The sequence below is a fragment of the Nocardiopsis sp. ATB16-24 genome (assembly GCF_030271535.1).
In the GTDB taxonomy this organism is placed as follows: domain Bacteria; phylum Actinomycetota; class Actinomycetes; order Streptosporangiales; family Streptosporangiaceae; genus Nocardiopsis.
This window is the reverse complement of sequence record NZ_JASCXJ010000002.1, coordinates 435,096-455,014: the sequence shown is the minus strand read 5'-3', so window position 1 is coordinate 455,014 and position 19,919 is coordinate 435,096. Positions and strand designations below refer to the sequence as shown.

Annotated in this window: 16 protein-coding genes; 5 read left to right on the top strand and 11 right to left on the bottom strand. The window is 68.4% G+C overall.

The annotated features are described in order from the left end of the window. The first annotated feature begins 4 nt into the window (after window positions 1-4). Both PFX91_RS04130 and PFX91_RS04125 read left to right on the top strand, forming a co-directional pair. A complete protein-coding gene (locus PFX91_RS04130; RefSeq protein WP_285729493.1) occupies window positions 5-1,177 on the top strand; it encodes an ABC transporter permease in 1,173 nt (390 codons plus the stop codon). After that, window positions 1,174-2,334 carry an ABC transporter permease gene (locus PFX91_RS04125; RefSeq protein ID WP_285729492.1) on the top strand — a complete coding sequence of 387 codons (1,161 nt, stop codon included), beginning with the start codon at window positions 1,174-1,176 and terminating at the stop codon, window positions 2,332-2,334. Before PFX91_RS04130 ends, PFX91_RS04125 begins: the two co-directional genes overlap by 4 nt. A gap of 84 nt (window positions 2,335-2,418) precedes the next feature. Here PFX91_RS04125 and PFX91_RS04120 read toward each other — a convergent pair whose 3' ends face one another. The 9 genes from PFX91_RS04120 to PFX91_RS04080 form a co-directional block, all read right to left on the bottom strand. Next, a complete protein-coding gene (locus PFX91_RS04120) occupies window positions 2,419-2,694 on the bottom strand; it encodes a hypothetical protein (protein WP_285729491.1) in 276 nt (91 codons plus the stop codon). A 41-nt stretch (window positions 2,695-2,735) separates the two neighbouring features. After that, the gene (locus PFX91_RS04115; protein ID WP_285729490.1) at window positions 2,736-3,290 is read right to left on the bottom strand and encodes a GNAT family N-acetyltransferase; all 555 of its coding nucleotides are present in this window, start codon (window positions 3,288-3,290) and stop codon (window positions 2,736-2,738) included. A 336-nt stretch (window positions 3,291-3,626) separates the two neighbouring features. Continuing rightward, entirely contained in the window at window positions 3,627-4,196 is a 570-nt protein-coding gene (locus PFX91_RS04110) for a GNAT family N-acetyltransferase (RefSeq protein WP_285729563.1), read from the bottom strand. A 65-nt stretch (window positions 4,197-4,261) separates the two neighbouring features. Continuing rightward, window positions 4,262-5,569, bottom strand: a complete 1,308-nt coding sequence (locus PFX91_RS04105; RefSeq protein WP_285729488.1) for an activator-dependent family glycosyltransferase — start codon at window positions 5,567-5,569, stop codon at window positions 4,262-4,264. Between the two features lie 64 nt (window positions 5,570-5,633). Continuing rightward, window positions 5,634-7,034 carry an NDP-hexose 2,3-dehydratase family protein gene (locus PFX91_RS04100; protein ID WP_285729486.1) on the bottom strand — a complete coding sequence of 467 codons (1,401 nt, stop codon included), beginning with the start codon at window positions 7,032-7,034 and terminating at the stop codon, window positions 5,634-5,636. Next, window positions 7,031-8,143, bottom strand: coding sequence for a DegT/DnrJ/EryC1/StrS family aminotransferase (locus tag PFX91_RS04095; protein ID WP_285729485.1), 1,113 nt, complete (start codon window positions 8,141-8,143; stop codon window positions 7,031-7,033). The genes PFX91_RS04100 and PFX91_RS04095 overlap by 4 nt, the downstream gene beginning before the upstream one ends. 25 nt (window positions 8,144-8,168) lie before the next feature. Then, window positions 8,169-8,744, bottom strand: coding sequence for an LmbU family transcriptional regulator (locus tag PFX91_RS04090; RefSeq protein ID WP_285729484.1), 576 nt, complete (start codon window positions 8,742-8,744; stop codon window positions 8,169-8,171). Window positions 8,745-9,706: 962 nt separating this feature from the next. After that, window positions 9,707-10,981, bottom strand: coding sequence for an activator-dependent family glycosyltransferase (locus PFX91_RS04085; protein WP_285729482.1), 1,275 nt, complete (start codon window positions 10,979-10,981; stop codon window positions 9,707-9,709). Between the two features lie 119 nt (window positions 10,982-11,100). After that, on the bottom strand, window positions 11,101-12,369 hold the full coding sequence (locus tag PFX91_RS04080) for an activator-dependent family glycosyltransferase (protein WP_285729481.1): 1,269 nt from the start codon (window positions 12,367-12,369) through the stop codon (window positions 11,101-11,103). 398 nt (window positions 12,370-12,767) lie between these two features. On the opposite strand from PFX91_RS04080, the gene PFX91_RS04075 reads away from it, so the two are divergent. The 3 genes from PFX91_RS04075 (at window position 12,768) to PFX91_RS04065 (ending at window position 16,443) form a co-directional block, all read left to right on the top strand. After that, entirely contained in the window at window positions 12,768-14,120 is a 1,353-nt protein-coding gene (locus PFX91_RS04075) for a nucleotide sugar dehydrogenase (protein WP_285729479.1), read from the top strand. A gap of 5 nt (window positions 14,121-14,125) precedes the next feature. Beyond that, a complete protein-coding gene (locus PFX91_RS04070; protein WP_285729478.1) occupies window positions 14,126-15,106 on the top strand; it encodes an NAD-dependent epimerase/dehydratase family protein in 981 nt (326 codons plus the stop codon). A 110-nt stretch (window positions 15,107-15,216) separates the two neighbouring features. After that, on the top strand, window positions 15,217-16,443 hold the full coding sequence (locus PFX91_RS04065; RefSeq protein ID WP_285729476.1) for a class I SAM-dependent methyltransferase: 1,227 nt from the start codon (window positions 15,217-15,219) through the stop codon (window positions 16,441-16,443). A gap of 57 nt (window positions 16,444-16,500) precedes the next feature. Here PFX91_RS04065 and PFX91_RS04060 read toward each other — a convergent pair whose 3' ends face one another. Both PFX91_RS04060 and lanKC read right to left on the bottom strand, forming a co-directional pair. Then, window positions 16,501-17,358, bottom strand: coding sequence for an ABC transporter permease (locus PFX91_RS04060; RefSeq protein WP_285729475.1), 858 nt, complete (start codon window positions 17,356-17,358; stop codon window positions 16,501-16,503). Continuing rightward, window positions 17,355-19,916, bottom strand: a complete 2,562-nt coding sequence (gene lanKC / locus PFX91_RS04055) for a class III lanthionine synthetase LanKC (protein ID WP_285729474.1) — start codon at window positions 19,914-19,916, stop codon at window positions 17,355-17,357. Before lanKC ends, PFX91_RS04060 begins: the two co-directional genes overlap by 4 nt. Between the last annotated feature and the right edge of the window lie 3 nt (window positions 19,917-19,919).

Here is a 19,919-nt window from a genome sequence, read left to right as displayed (position 1 = left end):
GGGGATGACGATGCGCGCCTTCCTCACCATGGTCGGCAAGGACCTACGCCAGCGCTCCCGGGACGGGACCCTGATCGTCTTCGCCCTCGTGTTACCTCTCGGGCTCGCCTTCCTGCTCAACATGCTCCTCGGCGGGGACCCCGAGGAGGACTTCAGCGCCCGCTACGGCGTGGTGGACGCCGACGGCGGCGAACTCGCCTCCATGTTCGTCGAGGACGTCCTGGAACCGTTGGAGGGCGAGGGGATCCTGGAGCTGCGGACCTTCGCCTCCGAGGAGGAGGCGAGGGAGTCGGTGGAGGCCGGAGAGATCGACGCCGCGTTCCTCGTCCCCGACGGCTTCACGGACGATCTTCACAACGGCGACTCCGTCGAACTGCGGGTGCTCGGCGACGTCGACTCCCCCGACGAGGTGCAGGTGGCCGACGGCGTCGCCGAGGCGTTCGCGGCGGAGTACCACCGCGTGGAACTCGCGGTGACGACCGCGGAACCCTCGGAGGAGGAGAGAGCCGAACTGGCCCTGCGCGCGGCCGAGGCTCCCGCGGCCGTACGTGTCGTGGAGGACACGGACGCGGACTGGCGGCAGCTGGACTCCCCGACGTACTACGCGGCCGGCACCGCGGTCTTCTTCCTGCTGTTCGCGGCCATGCCCGGCGTGGTCAGCCTCTTCGAGGAGCGCCGTACCGGCACGTTGGTGCGGTTGTCCGCCTCTCCGGTCAGCACCCTGGGAATCCTGGCGGCCAAGCTGGCGAGCACCGTCCTGGTCGGTCTGGTCAGCATGGTCATCCTCATCACCGTGTCGACCTTCTCCTTCGGAGCCGAGTGGGGTGATCCGCTCGGCGTCACGGTCCTGACGGTCGCCATGGTGTTGGCCGCGGTCGGGATCATGTCCGCGGTGGCCGGATTCGCCACCAACGCCGAACAGGCCTCCAGCTGGGCGACGGTCGTGGCGATGCTGCTCGGTCTGCTCGGTGGCGCCCTGTTCCCCCTGGCCAACCTCGGGGGCTTGGCCGACCTGAGCTACCTCACACCCCACCAGTGGTTCCTGCGCGGCCTCTCGGACCTGTCGACGGGCGACGGGCTCGGGTCCGTGCTCCTCCCGGTCGGCGTCCTGCTGGCCATGGCCCTGGCCGGCGCTTCGGTGGCGCTGTACCGCATGGGAAGGATGCTGCACCCATGAGCAAGACGCTCGCGATCGCGCTGCTTGATCTGCGCCGTATGTTCCGCGACCGGACGAACATCTTCTTCATGCTGCTCCTGCCGCTGATCATGGTCTTCATGATGGGGCTCTCCTACGGGGAGGACCAGCAGCGGCTCGGGGTGGTCGTCGACGGGCAGGACCGGCCGCTCGCCGAACGCCTGGCCACCTCCTTGGAGGAGGGAGGACGCTTCTCCGTCGAGCGGGTCGACACCTCCGAGGAACTGCGCCGGCTCGTCGAGCGGGGCCAGATGAACGCCGGCCTGGTGATACCCGACGACTACGACCGGACCCTGCGGGACGGCGACACCGCGGAGATCCACTTCCTGAGCCGTCCCGACGACTGGAGTGCCTATCCGTTGTCCACCTGGGCGCGTTCGGTCGCCACCCAGGAGGCGTCGGTCCTCGGGGCCGCGCAGTTCGCCGCGGAGGCCGGTGGCGACGGGTTCGACGAGAGCCTGCGTCGGGCCGAGGAAGCCGACCCTCCGGGGATCGAGATCGTCACGGTCACCGCCGGTGAGGCGATCTTCCCGCAGGACGTCAGCCAGTACGGTCTCGCGGCCCCTCCCCTGCTGTTGCTCTTCACCTTCGTCATCTCGCTCACCACGGCGATCGGGGTGGTGGAGCTCAGGCAGAAGGGGCTCACCCGGCGCATGTACTCGACTCCCACGTCCGTGAGGAGCCTTGTGGCGGGGGAGTCCCTCGGCCGCTTCGTGATCACCCTCGTCCAAGCGCTCGTCATCCTGGTCGGGAGTTCGGTGCTGTTCGGTGTGTCGTGGGGTGATCCCCTCGGGGTCGCCGCGGTGGTGACCACGTTCTGCCTCGTCGGCAGTGGAGCCGCCATGCTCATCGGCTCTCTGTGCCGTAGCGAGGGCGGGGCCATGGCGGCCGCCTTGGCGGTGGGGATGGGAGCCGCGGGCGCCGGAGGAACGATGGTGCCGTTGGAGGCACTACAGGGACCGTCACGGACGGCCGCTTACGCCACGCCGCACGCGTGGGGTTACGAGGCGTTCAGCGAGCTGATCCGTCACGGAGGGGGGATCGGCGACATCCTGCCGCAGCTGTCCGTGTTGCTCGGTTACGCGATCGTGCTGTTCGCGCTGGGGGCCTGGCGGATGCGAGTGGTCATCACCCGCTGAGACCGGCGGCGGCCTCCCCGGCGGTACGGCTGTGGGGAGGCCGCCGCCACGGAGTGGACGGAGGGGGCCGGGACCGCACCCGGTTCATTCCGCGGCGGCTCCGGAGGTGATCCGTTCGGCGATGAAGGCGGCGAGCTCCTCGAAGGACTCACCGGAGAACGACGAGATCTCCTCCAACAGCATCACGTCGTAGATCTCCTCCAACGCGAGGACCAGCTGAACGATGGAAAAGGAATCCAGATCGCTCATTCCCTTGGGTTCGGGCAGGTCCATCTGAGGTTCCGTCGACGTGAACATCAAAATGGTGTACGCCTGCACCTTGATCTGGGAAAGCAATTCGTTCTGGTCGACTGCGGCCATTGTTATACGCCCTTTCTTTCAGAGGCGACGGCTCCCGGGTTTCAGCCGTTCTGTTGTCCCCGCATGATCCAGTTCCGAAAACGGTCGCCCTGGCGTTCCCATATTTCTCGCTCGATGGCGAATGCCTTGGCGCCACCCGCAGAGGGGTCACCGTTTCCGCTCGTAGGTTCCTTCACCTCACTGATAACCGCCTGACTGACAGTTATCATGCCGACCAGATCCTCCAGGGACCAGAAGTAGATCCTGTCGACGTCCCACTCCGCGAAAACGTGGCCGATGAAGAAGACGTAGGTCTCCATCCCCATTCCCAGGGGAGCGGCTTCCCCGTCGACCAGGACGCTGATCTGCGCGGAGCGCTCCTCGCCGTCGACTCCGAACAGGACGCACGCACCGACCGGGGCGTTCCGGGAGTTGTCGTCCACCATGAAGGCCGCGTCGGCGTCACCGAAGTCCTCCGGGAGCGAATCCAGGAACACCTCGGCACCGACGGCGCCGTCCAGTCCCGCTTCCCTGAGGGCAGCGCGCAGTTCTTCACGGCTCTCGAAACGCGCCGGCCGAAGGGTGACCCTGCGACTCGTGAGTTGAGGGGAAGGCATTGTACGCGTACCTCGATTCACATTGGTCTGCCACCGCGGAGCACCGGAAAACCCGCTTGTCCCGCTGGCGGGACACCGCCGGACAGCACTCTCCGTACGCGGCGTCCCGGGATGCTATCCCATCTTCCGAACATGGAAATTCTCCGGCATTCTCACCTGGAGCCCTATGGTGCACTCGGCACTCGGAGAGAACAGGACCCCCGGCACGAAAGGGGGCGGAGGCGCCCGGCGGAGGAAGTGAAGCGCATCCGCCGCCTCGACCCTCCGGAGAGGCCCGGTCCGAGGATCACGGAGAACGGCGTTCCCGTGATCCCCTGGTCGAAGACCTTCGTGCGTTCATCGACCGGACGGGGCCTGCTTCCTCTTTCCCCTCCGAACGAGGCGTTCGAGGGCGGGCGCGCCGCCGCGTTCCCACGCTTCACGGGTGACCGCGTAGTAGTGCATGTCCCACAACCGTCCACGGAAGAAGACGTGGTCGCGCAGGGTCGCCTCGCTCCGTAGGACGGAGATGGCGGAACCGAAGCGGGCGATGCTCGCCTCGGTGCTCTCGATGTAGACGCGGCGAATGTAGTCCCATCGGGCGAATCCGTAGTTCGCCAGGAGCAGCATCGCCTCGGCCCCGGCTCCGTAGGGGAGCGTCTCCTGGTTCATCGAGATGCCGATCTTCAGGTGGCCCGCGGGGTCATGGTCCCGCAGACTGCCGAATCCCACGACCTCGCCGCTGGAACGCAGGTACATCGCGAAGAGGGTGGCATCGCTCTGGATGGCCTCCGCGAAACCGACGCGGAAGCGGTCCCGTGAGGGCAGCGGCTCCAGCCCGGTGCTGAGCAGACTGTCGTACAGATCGTCGGCGTTGTCCTGGGTGGCGGGCCGGAACGAGACTCGTGGAGTCTCCAGGTGCGGCACGAGCAACGGTTCTCCCGGGATCTAGATTGGCGTGTGCTTTCAGGTGCCGGTCGGCGCCGCCGCCCCTAGGCGGGGATCGGCCCTTCGACTCCGGCGTGCTCGGTCGCGAGGCGCTCCAGTCGGGGGACGAGTGCCGCCGGTGTGGGGGCCTCCACCATACGGCGGCGCAGGAGATCGGCCCTGTGCGAGAAGAGCGGATCGGTCAGCAGGCTTCGGAGCGCGTCCCGTGTCCCGGCCGGGGTCACGTCGTCGCCGGTGAGATCGATCCCCGCCCCCTGGTCCGCGAGGCGTTTGGCGAGAACGCGTTCGTCGAACTGGTATTTGGCCAGGACCAGGTCGGAGAGGATCAGTTGGGGGACGCCGAGGGACATGGCGGTCAGGCAGGTGCCGGCCCCTCCGTGGTGGACGACGGCCGCGCAGCCCTCCAGCAGCGGGTGCATGGGGACGTGGTCGAGGACGCGTATGTTCTCGGGGATCTCGCCCATGTCCTGCCTCTGGTGTGCCGACAGTGTGGCCACCACCTCGATGTCCAGTTCCGCCATCGCGGAGAGGAGGTCCCCGAGGCGGTGTCTGCGGTCGAACCGCTCGGCGCTCGTGGTCCCCAGGGTCACACAGACCCGAGGGCGCTCGGGTCGGGCGCGCAGCCACGCGGGTATCCGCGCCGATCCGTTGAAGGGCAGGTAGCGAATCGGCTGATGGAGTGCTTCGGGTCCCGGCCGTAGAGGGAGTCCTCCGGGGTAGGGGTCGATCGTGACCTGGCCGTGGACCAGCTCCTCTGCGAACTCCACTCCGAAGCGGCGCGCGCATCCGCCGAGCCATCGGGCCAGCGCGTCCTCTCGCCATGCGGTGTCCGGGTCCGCGCTCCTGCGCGCGATCTCCACGCGCATCGTCGACAGCACGTCCATCCCCCACAGGAAGCGCACGTGTGCCGCACCGCTCGCCTTCGCGGCGATCCCTCCGGCGTAGGTCTTCGGCTCCCAGACCACGAGGTCGGGCCGCCACCGACGGCAGAACTCCACCAGGCCGTCGAGCATCGGCTCGTTGACCATCCTCAGCCAGTAGTTCACGGTGCCTCGGTAGACGTCGAGCAGTTCCTCCGAGTCCATCCGGTCGAGGTCGGCCGCACCGCCGAGTCCGCCGCCGGCGTCGTCGGCGTACTGGTCGTTCAGCACCTTGAAGGCCCTGAGGTACTGGTCGAGGACGTAACCCGGGCCGACGTCACAGAAGGGCAACCCCGTCTCGGCGACGGCGTCCCGCAGCTCCGGTTGACTCGCCACCCGGACATCGTGCCCGGCCGATCTCAGTGCCCAGGCCAGCGGGACCATGCTGAGCATGTGCGTCTTCTCGGCCTGGGTCACGAACAGGATGCGCACGGGGGATTCTCACTCTCTATGCTCGCGTGGCGGACGCCGCGAGGGCGTCCGCCACAGCGCTTCCTCACCAGAGGCTGTGCAGGCACGCCAACAGCGTGCGCGCTTCGATGTTGAGGTAACCGCAGTGACGCACCAGTTCGGTGAGCTGCCCCACCGTCACCCAGCAGTGGCCCTCAGGTGCCTCGGTCGGCAGCCTTCCTCCTCCGTCGACGATGCGGTAGCGGGTCTGGGCGTCCCGGAAGCGGCCGCCCTCCTCTGAGAGCACCACGTCGTGCCGTACCCGGTCGGGGTCTTCGGACATCACCGCCTCGGCGAACGGCTCGGCAAGCCCCAGGTCCTGTTCCGGCGTGCGGAGGTGGACCGTGGGGGCGATCTCCAGGGTGTCCATGAGGCCGGGTTCGGCCCGCGCGGCGACCAGGACGTGCAGTACTCCGCCGATCTCCTGGGTCAGGAACGTCGCGGTCTGCCGCCCGTGCGGCGCGAGCAGCGGCTGCGTCCACTGCCCCACTTCCCGACCCTCGGCCCGTACACGTACGGCCATCACCCGGAACGCTCGGCGGGCGTCGTCCACGATCTCGTTCTCGTCGCGCGACCAGCCCTCGACCTCGTCCAGGGGGATGAGGCTCCGTTCCCAGTCACAGCGGAGCTTGGCGTCGGTGAACCAGCTGATGACGTGACCCAGCGTGTTCACCGCCGCCGTGTCGTGGCCCGTCACGTGGTAGGAGCGACGGAGGGCTCGGACGAAGGCGTCGTCCGGTTCTCCGGCGGCCGGTTCGGGGTCTGGGAGCAGCGGCATGCAGGCCAACACGGTCCTGGCGTCCATGTTGACCACGTTGTCACTGCTCAGCAGTCGGTTGACCTGTTCGAGGGTCAGCCAGCGGAATCCCTCCCGTTCCGGCACGTCCTCCTCCACCTCGACGACCATGTTCCGGTTGCGCTTGCGCCAGAACCAGGCGCCCTGCTCCGACTGGAGGACGTCGACCAGGATCCGGTCGCGGGGCGCCGAGCGGAAGTACTCCACGTAGGGGGTGGGACGTCCGTTGTGCACGCGGACGTAATTGCTGCGTGTGGCCTGGACCGTCGGTGACAACTGTCGGACGTTGACGTTGCCGGGCTCGAACTTGGCCTGCATCAGGCAGTGCAGGACCCCGTCGAACTCCTTCACCAGGATGCCGAGGATTCCCACCTCGGGCTGGTTGATGATCGGCTGGGTGTGGAGTGTCCCGTCGCCCTCGGTGATCCTGAGGCCTTCGACCGAGAAGAAGCGGCCACTGTCGTGGACCAGGTTCCCCCGGGAGTCGAACCCCCAGCCCCGCATCTCTTCGAAGGGGACCGGGGTGACGTCGAAGACCTCCTCCCGGGGGAGTGCGGACCACCATTCCCAGAACTCGTCCAGGGTGCCCAGGGCCGGCCCCCGCCCGGTCGCCGAGGCCGTGAACCGCGTGGCGCGACCGGAGCCCGTCACAGGGATTCCATGGTCTTGCGCAGACCGTCGATGATCTCCGCCTGCCGCGATTCCTTGAGCGAGGGGAACATCGGCAGCGAGAAGATCTCCTCCGCGGCCTGCTCCGTGTGCGGCAGATCCCCCTTTCCGTAACCGAAGTCGGAGAACCCGGTCATGGTGTGCACCGGCCAGGCGTAGCTGATGTTCAGGGCGACGTCGTAGGCCTTCATCGCCTCGATGATGCGGTCGCGTTCGGGGTGTCGGACCACGTAGAGGTAGTACGAGTGCTCGTTGTGCTCGACGGTCCGAGGCAGGAGGAGTCCGGTGTCCGCCAACCCCTCGGCGTAACGTGCGGCCACGGCGCGCCTGGCCTCGATGTAGGCGTCGAGGCGGGTGAGCTTACGGCGCAGGATCTCCGCGTGGACCTGGTCGAGCCGGCTGTTCTGCCCTCCCCGTTCCATGACGTAGTAGCGCCCCTCGTCCATGCCGTAGTAGCGCAGGCGGCGCATCCGGGCGTCGAGTTCGGCGTCGGAGGTGATCGTCGCGCCCGCGTGGCCGTAGGCGCCCAGCACCTTGGTCGGGTAGAACGAGAACGCGCCCGCGTCGCCCATCGCCCCCGCGATCCTGCCGCGGTAGCGGGCGCCGTGGGACTGGGCGCAGTCCTCCAACACCACCAGGTCGTGGTCGGCCGCCAGTTTCAGCAGCGGGTCCATGTCGACGCACTGACCGTAGAGATGGACCGGCAGGAGGCACCGGGTACGCCCGGTGATGGCCGCCTCCACCTGTGTCACGTCCATCAGGTAGGTCTCGGGGTCGATGTCGACGAAGACCGGCTTGGCTCCCACCAGGTCGATCGCCAGCACGGTGGGGGCCGCGGTGTTGGAGACGGTGATGACCTCGTCACCAGGGCCGATGCCGAGTGCTTTGAGTGCCAGCACGATCGCGTTCGTCCCATTGTCGACACCGACGCAATGCGCCGCGCCGTGATACCGCGCGAAGTCGTGTTCGAAGGAATCGAGGAAGGGCCCCCAGACGAGCTGCCCGGATCTGAAGACGGTGTCCACCGCGTCGAGCAGATCCTCTCGCTCTTCCGCGTACTCGTCCAGATATCCCCAGACGTATGTGGTCATGCTCCCCATCCTTTTTCTTCGCTGGTCACGTGGTGATGCTCGCGCTTTTCACATCGGCCTTCTCCCCAGCCGAGTCCAGTGCGCGCTGCGCGGCGTTGTCGAGAGTGGCGCTGATCCACTCCATCAGGTTCATCCCGGAGCTCTCGGCCGCCTGTTGCCAGTGCTGCTTACGATCTATCATCACATTCACCTGGACATAGGCGACTTGTTGTGAGTTGCGCTTGGTCGCGGCCTGAATCCTGCGACGCAGCTCGTTTCGCGACCAGCCCTCGGCCTCGGCCTGGGCGAGCCAGTGCTCCTGCGCCTCCATGGGGAGGCTCGCGACCTCGGCGTGGTGCTGCATACTGAGCTTCTCCCGCCTTCGGGCGGGAACGAATTTACGTGCCACCCACGCGTAGTTGCGCAGTGTCTGGTAGTCGAGCGAGGTCGCCTCAATCGCACGTTTGTACCTATTCGGATAGTTTTCCTGCCCGTATACGAGCCAATCCCCCAACCACCATCCGGAGGAGTCGGAGAGCACGAAGATGTGCTGGCCGACGGCCCCCCAGTCGTCGAGGGACATGCCTTCGGGCAACACCAGCGTGGTTCTGCGCGTGGTCACGCCCTCCAGTGTCATACGTCCGTTACGCCGCGAGTTGCGTCCTGTACCTTCTGTTTGGTTACCTGTACGTATCGCTACCCCGACCACCGCGAACGCCTCTTTCCCCATTGCATTTTGTCCGGTTTCGCTGGTTTTTATCAGCCCTCGAAGCGAGGCGTAACCCCTAAGCAGTTCAAGATTCGATCGCGATGACGTTTTCGCTGTTCAGAGAGCGTCAAGAAAGTCCGACAGTGCCTCCGGGGGCCCTGTCGAGATAACGGCTGCACGCCTCCTGAGGGCGCACATGACCAGGTCAATGGACATGAGGAGCGAAGAGTGCCGCGAAGGACCGGCGGAGCCGGTTTCCCCGGTGCCCCGTCCGACGCCCCGGACGGGGCACCGGCGGCCCTCCGGTCGTCCGTGGCCGGTTCCGGCCACGGACGGGTACCCGGGGGTGTGACGGAGCGCGGAGAGGACACCGGCTCCGAGGACAGCACCCCGAGGAAGGGCGCCCCGTCGGTCCTGAGGGCGCTCCCCTCCCCTGAGGCGGCCGAGACCACGGGCGGAGCGGGGACGCGGGTGCGGCGGACCCCGAACACGGGGAATGTCCACGGAAATCGGGAGGGGGACTTCCGCGTGCGCACGGGACCCGTCATCACGAACGGGGGTTCACGGTGACGACCGAATTCCACGGCCCACCTGCACGAAAAGGCACTGGTGTGACGTACGCGACAGGGGGGATACGAGATCGCCGCCGAAAGCCGTCCGCCTTGTGCTCTCGGTCCGACGGACATCGCCCATGGCCGGAAGAGTGCGCGGTCTCGCCCGCGTATACTGGACCCCCGTCGTGCCTTCCCCTCAGCGCCGCGACGAGATCGCACCGGAATCGGAAAATGTAAACAAGATCACAGAAGAACTCCGTCGAAACGCCACTGTGCGAGCGCCCTCAGAATTCATCGGATGAATCCGCCGGAAAAGGGGTTTCAGAAGGGTCCGCTTCCGGTGGCGAGCCTTTCCAGTCGGGCCACCACGTCCGCTGGGGAGGGCTGGGCCAGCACGGCCTCGCGCAGCCTCGCCGCGTGAGAGGCCGGCCCCGGATCCGTCAGGACGCGCAGCACGGCCCGGCGGACCTCCTCGGGGTCAGAACACCCGGCCTCCAGTTCCACCGCCGCCCCCGCTCCGGCGACCCGACGCGCCAGCACATGGGTGTCGAACATCCGCGGATCCACCACCAGTACCTGCGGAAGGCCGTACGCCACAGAGGTGGACACGCTGCCGAAGCCCCCGTGGTTGATGGTGGCGGTGCTGACCGCGGCCAACGCGTGCAACGGCACGTAATCCACCAACCGCACGTTGGGCGGCGGGCTCTCCAACCCCCGCCGACGATCGGCCGGCACCGTGGCCACCACCTCGGCGTCCACATCGGCCAACGCCTCCACCACCGCCCCCACCGACAACGTGTACCCCCCGAACCGGTCCGTGGCGCTGGTACCCAACGTCAAACACACCCGAGGCCGCTCCAGGGGTTCGCGCAACCACACGGGCACCACCGCCCGCCCGTTGTAGGGCACGAACCGCATCCCCAGATAACGCACCGGCACACGCGCCGACACCGGTATCCGCAGGCCGGGCGGCACCTGGTCCAAGGTGGCCTGACCACAGACCAGTTCCTCGTCGAAGTCCACCCCGTACCGCCCGGCCAACCCCGTCAACCACTCCTCCAACGGATCCTCCCGGGAGGCGACGGGCTGCTCCCGCATCCGCTCCAGCAACAACCCCCGCATCCGGGACAGGGTGTCCACCCCCCACAGGAAACGGACGTGGGCCGCACCGCAGGCCCGCGCCGCCACCGCACCGGCGAAGGTGAGGGGGTCCCACACCACCAGGTCGGGTTTCCAGGTGCGGCACAGGTCCACCAGCTCGTCGGCCATCGGGTCGTTGACCATCCGCCACCAGAACGTCACGACGTTTTGGACGTTGGTCCGGAGCTCGTCCCACGGCACCCGCCACGTCCGATCGTCGTGCCAGTCCAACGCCTCCGCGGTCTGCGGACGCTCGCGTAGGCGACGCAGCACCCTGGACAGCATGTCGCCGCGTCCCACGGGGGCGAAGGGCAGCCCGGCCCCGGTCACCGCCGTGGCCAGCTCCGGTTGGCTGGCCACCAGCACCTCATGACCCGCCGACCGCAACGCCCACGCCAACGGGACCACCGCCAGGAAATGGCTCCGCTCGGCGATCGTCGCGATGACCACTCGCATGTCCGTTCCTCCCTCGACCACTGCCGCTCCCGGCGCACTCGCCGCCGCGACCCCGTCCGACCCCGGACGGTCCCGCCTGTCCTGCCGGCGAGACACCCGCCACAGTGTGGCGGGCGGACTCAGGCGGTCCGCCGTTCGGCGGCGTGCCGCTCCAGGCGGGCGACCATCGCGGCCGGCGCGGGCTGGGCGAGCATGGCCTCGCGCAGCCTGGCCGCGTGGCGTCGAAGATCCGGATCGCCCAGCACCCGCAGGGCCTCCCCGCGCAGGGCCTGCGGATCCGCCTGTTCGGCTCCCAGCGCCACACCCGCCCCCGCCCCGGCGACCCGACGCGCCAGCAGCGGGGTGTCGAACAGCCGCGGGTCGGCCATCAGAGCCTGCGGAAGGCCGTACGCCATGGAGGTGAGCACGCTGCCCGGGCCTCCGTGGTTGATGGTGGCGGTGCTGGCCGCGGCCAACGCGTGCAACGGCACGTAATCCACCAACCGCACGTTGGGCGGCGGGCTCTCCAACCCCCGCCGACGATCAGCGGGCACCGTGGCCACCACCTCGGCGTCCACATCGGCCAACGCCTCCACCACCGCCCCCGTCATCGAGGAATGACCGCCGTACCAGGCGGCCGAGCTCGTTCCGAGGGTCAGGCACAGACGGGGCCGCTCCGGGGGTTCGCGCAGCCACGCGGGCACCACCGCCCGCCCGTTGTAGGGCACGAACCGCATCCCCGCGTACTCCACCTCGCCCCCGACCTCCAACCGCAACTCCGGCGGCACCTGGTCGACCGTCAACTGCCCGAACACCAGTTCCTCGTCGAAGTCCACCCCGTACCGCCCGGCCAACCCCGTCAGCCACTCCTCCAACGGGTCCTCCCGGGAGGCGGCGGGCTGCTCCCGCATCCGCTCCAGGAACAACCCCCGCATCCGCGCGAACAGGTCCAGACTCCACAGGAACCGCACATGCGCCGCACCACACGCCCGCGCCGCCACCGCACCCGCGAACGTCGTCGGCTCCCACACCACCAGGTCGGGTCGCCAGGTACGGCACAGACCCACCAGGTCGTCGACGAGCAGTTCGTTCATCGCCTTCCACCAGAAGGCCACGACCTGGCGGTAGTGCACCCGCAGCACGCCCCACGGCATCCGCCAGGTCCGCTCGTCGTCCCAGTCCACCGCCTCGCCCGCCCCGGGCAGGCTGTACATACGGCGTGTCAGGGCACGCAGGTCGTGGTCGCGACCCACCGGGGCGAAGGGCAGCCCGGCCGTGGCCACGCTCGGAGCCAACTCCGGTTGGCTGGCCACCAGCACCTCATGGCCCGCCGCCCGCAACGCCCACGCCAACGGAACCAGGTTCAAAAAATGCGTCCGCTCCGCGGGGGTCGCGATCACCACACGCATGCCCACACCTTCCGGTCCTCGAATACACTGCCGCGAATGTCGCCCTCATTGTCGCTAAGGAATCCTCGAAACCACGATCATTGAGACACCTGGACGAGGAGGGTTGTCTTACGGTCGACGGTGTCGGCTAACATCGGCCCGCACACCTTAATTCACTTCCCGCTTCTCTACGGAATGAAGAACTCGGGAACCCTCCGTCCAGTGGAGAATTCCGTCAGCCAGGGAATCCGCCTCGTCCGAACCGAGAAAGGAAGCCTTGGTACACCGTGGGAAAATTCCTCTCCCGCGTGTACTCTGGCCCGCGAACAACCCCCTACCCGAACGCCCGGAATATGCACTGGCGCATGGACCCGATGGCCCCATTCCACCCTGTCGGATGACCCCCGAACGGAGTTCACATGCGTTTCCTGCCGGATGGAAGGGACCTCGCCGTATCCGTGATCGGTATGGGATACGTCGGTTCGTGCCTGTCCGCGACCCTGGCCGAGAGCGGCCTGAACGTCACCTGTGTCGACACCGATGATCGGCTGGTGGCCGAGATGCGCGGCGGGGGCAGCCGCTTCCGTGACCCCGGTCTGCCCGAGATGTTCTCCCAAGGAGTGGAGGCGGGCCGACTGGGCTTCACCACCGACTACGGCGAGGTCACGGCCTGCGACGTGGTCATCGTCTCGGTGGGCACTCCGGCCCGTGACCGCGGTCGGCTGGTGGACACCCAACTGCGCCGCTGCTGCGAGGAACTCGGCCGCCACCTGCGTCCGGGCCAGCTCGTCATCGTCAAGAGCACGGTGCCCCCGGGCACGGTCCGCCGGCTGGTGGTCCCCCTGCTGGAGGGCGGCGGACTGGTGTGCGGCGAGGACTTCGGACTGGCGTTCTGCCCGGAGCGGCTGTCCCAGGGCGCGGCCCTCGCCGAGCTGCGCAGCCTTCCGGTCATCGTCGGCGGATGGTGCGAGGACAGCTCCGCGGCCGCCGCGGAGTTCTGGCGGCGCGGACTCGGCTCCCATGTGGTCGGCTGCTCCTCGCTGGAGGCCGCCGAACTCGCCAAGCTCGCCAACAACTGGTGGGTCGACCACAACATCGCCCTCGCCAACGAACTGGCCCAGGTGTGCTCCTCCTTCGACGTGGACGTCATGGAGGTCATCGAGGCGGCCAACTCCATCCCCAAGGGCAACGGCCGCGTCAACGTCCTGCTCCCCGGTGTGGGGGTGGGCGGTTCCTGTCTGACCAAGGACCCCTGGATGCTGTGGCGCGCGGCCGGCGAGAGGGGCGTGGAGTTGGCGACGATCAGCACGGCGCGGCAGGTCAACGACGCGATGCCGGGACTGACCGCCCGGCTCGTCCTCGACGGGCTGGAGGAGGCGGGCAAGTCCGCGCGGGGAGCGAAGATCGCCGTCCTGGGGCTCGCCTTCAAGAACAACACCGGGGACCTGCGGGAGACCCCCACCGCACCCGTGGTCGCACAGCTCGTGGCCGCCGGGGCGGACGTCTCCCTGTACGACCCGCTGGTGGACCGCGACGAGGCACAGCGGATCTTCGGAAGGCCCTTGAGTCCGACGCTGGAGGCGGCGGTCGACGGGGCCGACTGCCTGGCGGTCCTGGCCTGGCATCGCGAGTTCCACCAGATCGACTTTCCCGGCCTGAGCGACAGGGTCGGACGGGACTGCGCCATCGTCGACGGACGCGCCTACTTCCCCGCCGACGTGGTCGCGTCGTTCCGGCGGGCGGGATTCTCCTATCGCGGGATTGGACGGTAACGGCTATGGCCACGGTTGTCGTGACCGGGGGACGGGGTTTCCTCGGTAGTCATCTGGTGCAGCGGCTCGCCGAGTCCGGTGATGACGTGATCGCCTTCGACTCCCATGACCACGCCGAGCACGGCCGCCCCGAAGGCAGCCGCCACGTGACCGGCGACGTCCGGGACCGCGACCGGCTCGCGGAGGTCATCACCGACGGTGTGGACACCGTCTACCACCTGGCCGCGGTGGTCGGCGTCGACCACTATCTGGGGCGTCCTCTGGACGTCATCGACGTCAACGTCGCCGGCACCCGCAACGTCCTGGACCTGGCCGCGCGCGTGGGGGCCAAGGTGGTCTTCGCCAGTACCAGCGAGGTCTACGGCAAGAACCCCGACGTGCCCTGGACGGAGGAGGCCGAGCGCGTACTGGGCTCCACCGCCGCCGATCGGTGGGGGTACTCCTCCAGCAAGGCGCTCGCCGAGCACTTCGTCTTCGCCTTCATCCGCCAGCACGGTCTACGGGCTTCGATCGTCCGCTACTTCAACCTCTACGGCCCTCGGCAGCGGCCGGCGTTCCTCGTGAGTCGCAGCGTGCACCGGGCGCTGCGCGGGCTCGCTCCGGTCGTCTACGACCAGGGAAGACAGACCAGGAGCTTCACCTTCGTCGAGGACGCGGTGGAGGCCACCGTGTCCATCGGCCGCGACCCCGCGGCGGACGGAGAGTGCTTCAACGTCGGCAGTTCCGAGGAGGTGCCCATCCGGCACGTCGTCGAACTGATCATCGAGCTGACCGGCCTCGACGTCGACTTCTCGCACCTGGCCACGGGAGAACAGTTCGGGAACGCCTACCAGGACATGGTCCGACGCGTTCCCGACACCGGGAAGGCCAGGTCCGTGCTGGGGTGGAGCAGCAGCACCGGCCTCCGCGAGGGACTCGGTCGGACCATCGACTGGGCGCGGGCCAACCCCTGGTGGTTGCAGCAGCCGGACAGCGCACCCGACTGACATCGGCATCACGCCCGAGCTTTCCGCCTTCGCGGCCGGACTCCGTTCCGGACCCGCGCCGTGGGTCGACTCGTGGCCCTCCCCACCAACCGACTGACAAGGAGTAGCCCATGGCCATCACATCCGAGTGCCGTATCTGTTCGGGCGAGGTGGTCGAGTTCATCGACCTCGGGCGCCAGCCCCTGGCCGACGCGTTCCGCCTGCCGGAATCGCGGGAGCCCGAGTTCTTCTACCGTCTTTCCGTGGGAGCCTGCCGCGGCTGCCAGATGGTCCAGCTCATGGAGGAGGTCCCTCGGGAGCGGATGTTCCACCAGGACTATCCGTACCTGTCCTCCGGCTCCACCGTCATGCGCGCGCACTTCGAGGGCATGGCGAAGAGGCTGCTGGCCACAGAGCTCCAGGGGTCCGACCCCTTCGTCGTCGAGATCGGGTGCAACGACGGAGTGCTCCTCAGGACCATCGCCGCCTCGGGTGTACGCCATGTCGGCGTGGAGCCCTCCGGCGGAGTGGCCGACCTCGCCGCGTCGGAGGGGGTCACGGTGCGCAAGGACTTCTTCGAGGAGTCCACCGCCCTGGACATCCTCGACTCCCAGGGGCACGCCGACGTGATCTACTCGGCGAACACCTTCTCCCACATCCCCTACGTCGACTCGGTGCTGAGGGGCATCAAGGCCCTGTTGGCCCCGGGGGGCGTGTTCGTCTTCGAGGACCCCTACTTCGGGGACATCATCGAGCGCACGTCGTTCGACCAGATCTACGACGAGCACTTCTTCTTCTTCACCGCGCAGTCGGTGGCGAGGATGGCAGAGCTCAGCGGCCTGGAACTGGTCGACGTGGAACCCCTCCCCACCCACGGCGGCCAGCTCCGCTACACCCTGGTCCACGCCGGAGCGCGTCGGCCGTCGGACGCGGTGGCGGCGAGGATCGCCGAGGAGGAGAGGCGGGAGCTCACCGCGCCGGACACGCTCTCCCGCTTCGTCTCCGGTGTCGAGCGCGTGCGCACCGAACTGGTCGACGAGCTGAAGCGGATCCGGGACCGTGGAGAGCGGGTCGTCGGCTACGGCGCCACCGCCAAGAGCGCCACCGTGCTGAACTACTGCGGCATCGGCCCGGATCTGCTGGAGTTCATCTGCGACAGCACCCCCGCCAAGCAGGGTCGGGTGACCCCCGGCATGCACATCCCCGTGCGCAGCCCCGAGGAGTACCGCCGCTCCTATCCCGAGTACGCGCTGTTGCTGGCGTGGAACCACGCCGAGGAGATCATGGCGAAGGAGAAGGCCTTCCAGGAGGCCGGCGGCCGCTGGATCCGCTACGTCCCTGAGGTGAGCGTCACCTGAGCGGCGCGCCGGCGTCGTGAGGACGGCTCCTGGGCCGGCACAGCGAGGTGTGCCGGCTCAGGAGGTCATCTTGTTGAACCTCCGCACGGCCAGGGCGAGGAACACCAGTCCCGCACCGCCGACCATCAGGACCTCGACGCTTCCGGGAACCTGCCAGGAGAACCACGTGACCCCCGGGTTGAACAGGGCCTCCGCCTCCGGTGTGGTCTCCACCCGTTCGAACACGACTCTGCGCATGGGGTCGACCGCGTAGGTGATCGGGTTGACCACGGCCACGGCCTTGAGCCACGAGGGCAGGTTCGCGATCGGGAACAGCGCGCCGGAGAGCAGGACCAGCGGCGTGATGGCCATCTGCGAGATCCCGAGGAAGGCCTCGGGGTGACGCACCAGTGTCGCCGTCAGCACGCCCAGCGCGGACGTCGTGAGCGCCAGCACGCACATGAGTCCCGCGAGCTTCACAAGGAGCATCGGCTCGTAGGGAATGCCGGCCAGGCCCGCCATGACCAGGATCAGGCTTCCCTGGAACACCGCCAGGACGGCTCCGCCGAGCACCTTGCCCAGGGCGATCGCGCTGCGTCTGGCCGGCGACGCCAGTATCTCGCGGAGGAAGCCGAACTCCCGGTCGGAGACGATCGACCCCGCCGAGGCGATGGCGGTGCTGATCACGAGCATGGCGATCACACCGGGGAACATCACCGTCGTCAGTTCCACCCCGGCGGGGGCGTCGGGCATCAGCGAACCGAAACCGACGCCGATCACGAACAGCATCATGACGCCCTGGAGCAGGGTCGACACGGCCCGTCCCACGTCGTGCAGGAACCGCATCAGGTCCCGGACCAGTACCACCCTCGCCACGCGCAGGTCATGGCCCAGGCCGCGGTTGGCCGCCTGCGCGGGTACTCGGGTCGCGGTCATTCGGTACCTCCCAGGTCCGTGTCGGCAGAGGTCGTGCGGAAGAAGGGCAGGAACGGGCTGCCGCCGCCGCGCGCGGCGGCCAGGGCCAGCAGCGCCCCCGCGGTGCCGGTGGCCAGGTCCATGGACAGCCGGAACCCGCGACCGCTGGGCAGGGCCAGGTGGTCGCGGTAGGGGACCAGGTAGCGCCTCAGTTCGTCCGTGCGACGCCGGACCGCCTGGTCGTCCTTGCCGATCCGGGCCATGGCCGCGAGCTGCCCCGCCTTGCCGAAGAACAGGTCGCCGCGCACCGTCAGCTGCGGCAGTCCCGATCTCGCCAGCGCCGGGAGCGCCTCTCTCAGGCGGTCGTCCTCCCTGTAGGCGAGCACCTCGTCGACGACCAGCGCCAGCCCCAGGCCGCCGGCCTCGATGTGCGGCAGTCCCCGAACGCCACGGTCGTCGATGACCAGCGCGCCGTCGTCGTTGGTGACGCACTGGTCGAGGTCGCGGTGGACGGCGCGCAGGGCCAGGTCGAGGCAGGAGGGGTCCGAGGTGTGCTCGTGGAGACGGAGGTAGAACAGGGCCGCTCCCGACCACCCCCTCATGAGTCCCGCTTGGAGGCCTGACACCGTTCCTTCGGGACCGGGCCTCTTGCCGCTGGTCACGTGGTCCCCGATCCGGTTCGCCAGTTCCAGTGCCTCGTCGCGGTGACGGGAGTCGTCATGGCTTTCGGCGAAGTGGAGCAGGGAGGCGCCGATGCCGGAGAGTCCGGAGAACAGGGAGACCCCGCCGCGTGGCGCCGCCGCGTACCGTTCGAGCAGTTGTGCGGCCTCCTCCCGGTGCCCCAGGCGGTCGAGCACGTAGGCGATGCCCGCCGCTCCGTCGTAGAAGCCCGGATTGAGGCTCTTCTCCCGACGCGCCGCGGAGATCAGCCACCGCTCGAACTCCGGATGGCGGCCGTGGCCGCAGACGTCCAGGACCCACAGCACGCCGGCGGCGCCGTAGGCGATCCCGAGACCTCCGGAGACGAACTGCTGGATGTCGCCGGGGAAGAGGCGGTCCTCCCGGTCGGGAGTCGCCGACTCCACCACCGCCGCCGCCAGCTTCGCCTCCAGTTCCTCCGGGGAGGCCGCCTCACGGGCGGGGTCCGGCTCCGAGGAGCCTTCGAGTTCCAGCCGCTCGGTGGTCTCGCGGATCCATGCGGGGGAAACGGGGAACTCCCGTTCGATGATGCCGATGTACTCCTCGGCCTTGGCCGGGGCCAGGCTCGTGATGGGGGCGAACGCCAGGAACGACGTCAGGCGGAGCATGGCGAGTGCGTGCTCGTCGATACCCGTGCCCTGACGGTGCGCGGTGGCGAAGCCCGGGGCGCCCAGGCCGGGGCGCCACTCCTCCCCGATCTCGAACGCCTGCTCGAAGTCGATGACCGTCACCTCGTCGTCCGGACCGACCAGCACGTTGTTCATGTGCAGGTCCCCGGCGACCAGTCCGCGTTCATGGATCGCCGCGACGATCTCCTCGACCCGGCGCAGTACCTCCAGAAGTCGGGCGGTGAAGTCCGCGACCTCCTTCTCCGGGGGGTCGGCCTTGATCACCCGGGGGTGGTACGCGGCGCACCACGAGTACAAGGGCAGGCCCTCCCGGTACTCCTGCACGATGAAGCGGTGGCCGCCCAGGGTGAAGGCGTCGTGGAGTCGCGGGATCCCCCGGATCCCGTCGAGTCGGCGCAGCGCCTTCTCCTCCCGCTCCTGGCGGGTGACGGCGTCGTCGCCGTTGCCGTCCACACCGGCGTGCGGCCGGGCCTCCTTCAGCACCACCTCCTCTCCGTCGCTCAGGCGGGTGGCGAGGTAGACCCCGCCGGAATTGGAGAAGTGCAGGGCCTTGTCCACCCTGTACGGCTGGGTGCCCCCGCCACCTCCGCGCGCCTGGAGATGCGGTTCGAGGAACGCGGGCAATCGCGCCCACGAAGGCGGGGTGAAGCCGGGACGGCGCTTGTCGGGGACCAGGACGCCGTCCGGGCGACGGATGGCGGGCACCGATCGGCCGTCGGCGTCCACGCATCGCAGGTCGGCGAACGCGCCGTAGCGCACGTAGAGCGGCCCCTCCCCCCAACGCAGGTCGCTGAGGATGTAGGGGCCCTCCTGCCCTTCGACCCGCTCGGAGAGTCCGGTGAGGATCGACTCCAGCTCCGCTTCGTCGCGAGGGTAGATCGTGATCAGTTTGCCGCTGGAGCCCCGTGGGGCGTACTTGGAGTTGCACAGGTACTGGATCTTGCGGTCCAGCAGGTGTTTGAAGGGGATCCCCCGGGTCGTGCAGTAGTCCCACACCGCGTTACAGAGGGCGTCGCCGTTGTCCAGGGTCGCGGAGACGTGGATCTTCCAGCCCTGGTCGGGAAGCTCCGTGGCCTCGGGGAACACGTAGGTCCACAGGCCGTGATCGGTGCGGCTCCACCCGGGAGGGCACTCGCGCCCGCTCACGGAGAACTGTGGGGTGTCGAGGAACTTCGGCCCCCTGGCCCAGTGACGCGGATCCTCGTAGAAGAGGGAATCGGCCTGTACGTAGATCTCCATGTTGTCGAGCACGCG

Bases quoted from the DNA above. Each gene is read 5' to 3' on its own strand.
- PFX91_RS04120 (WP_285729491.1), bottom strand. From the start codon at position 2,694: ATGGCCGCAGTCGACCAGAACGAATTGCTTTCCCAGATCAAGGTGCAG.
- PFX91_RS04130 (WP_285729493.1), top strand. From the start codon at position 5: ATGACGATGCGCGCCTTCCTCACCATGGTCGGCAAGGACCTACGCCAG.
- PFX91_RS04080 (WP_285729481.1), bottom strand. From the start codon at position 12,369: ATGCGTGTGGTGATCGCGACCCCCGCGGAGCGGACGCATTTTTTGAAC.
- PFX91_RS04060 (WP_285729475.1), bottom strand. From the start codon at position 17,358: ATGACCGCGACCCGAGTACCCGCGCAGGCGGCCAACCGCGGCCTGGGC.
- PFX91_RS04075 (WP_285729479.1), top strand. From the start codon at position 12,768: ATGCGTTTCCTGCCGGATGGAAGGGACCTCGCCGTATCCGTGATCGGT.
- PFX91_RS04085 (WP_285729482.1), bottom strand. From the start codon at position 10,981: ATGCGAGTGGTCATCGCGACGATCGCCGAGCGGAGCCATTTCCTGGCG.
- PFX91_RS04095 (WP_285729485.1), bottom strand. From the start codon at position 8,143: ATGACCACATACGTCTGGGGATATCTGGACGAGTACGCGGAAGAGCGA.
- PFX91_RS04065 (WP_285729476.1), top strand. From the start codon at position 15,217: ATGGCCATCACATCCGAGTGCCGTATCTGTTCGGGCGAGGTGGTCGAG.
- PFX91_RS04115 (WP_285729490.1), bottom strand. From the start codon at position 3,290: ATGCCTTCCCCTCAACTCACGAGTCGCAGGGTCACCCTTCGGCCGGCG.
- PFX91_RS04070 (WP_285729478.1), top strand. From the start codon at position 14,126: ATGGCCACGGTTGTCGTGACCGGGGGACGGGGTTTCCTCGGTAGTCAT.
- PFX91_RS04125 (WP_285729492.1), top strand. From the start codon at position 1,174: ATGAGCAAGACGCTCGCGATCGCGCTGCTTGATCTGCGCCGTATGTTC.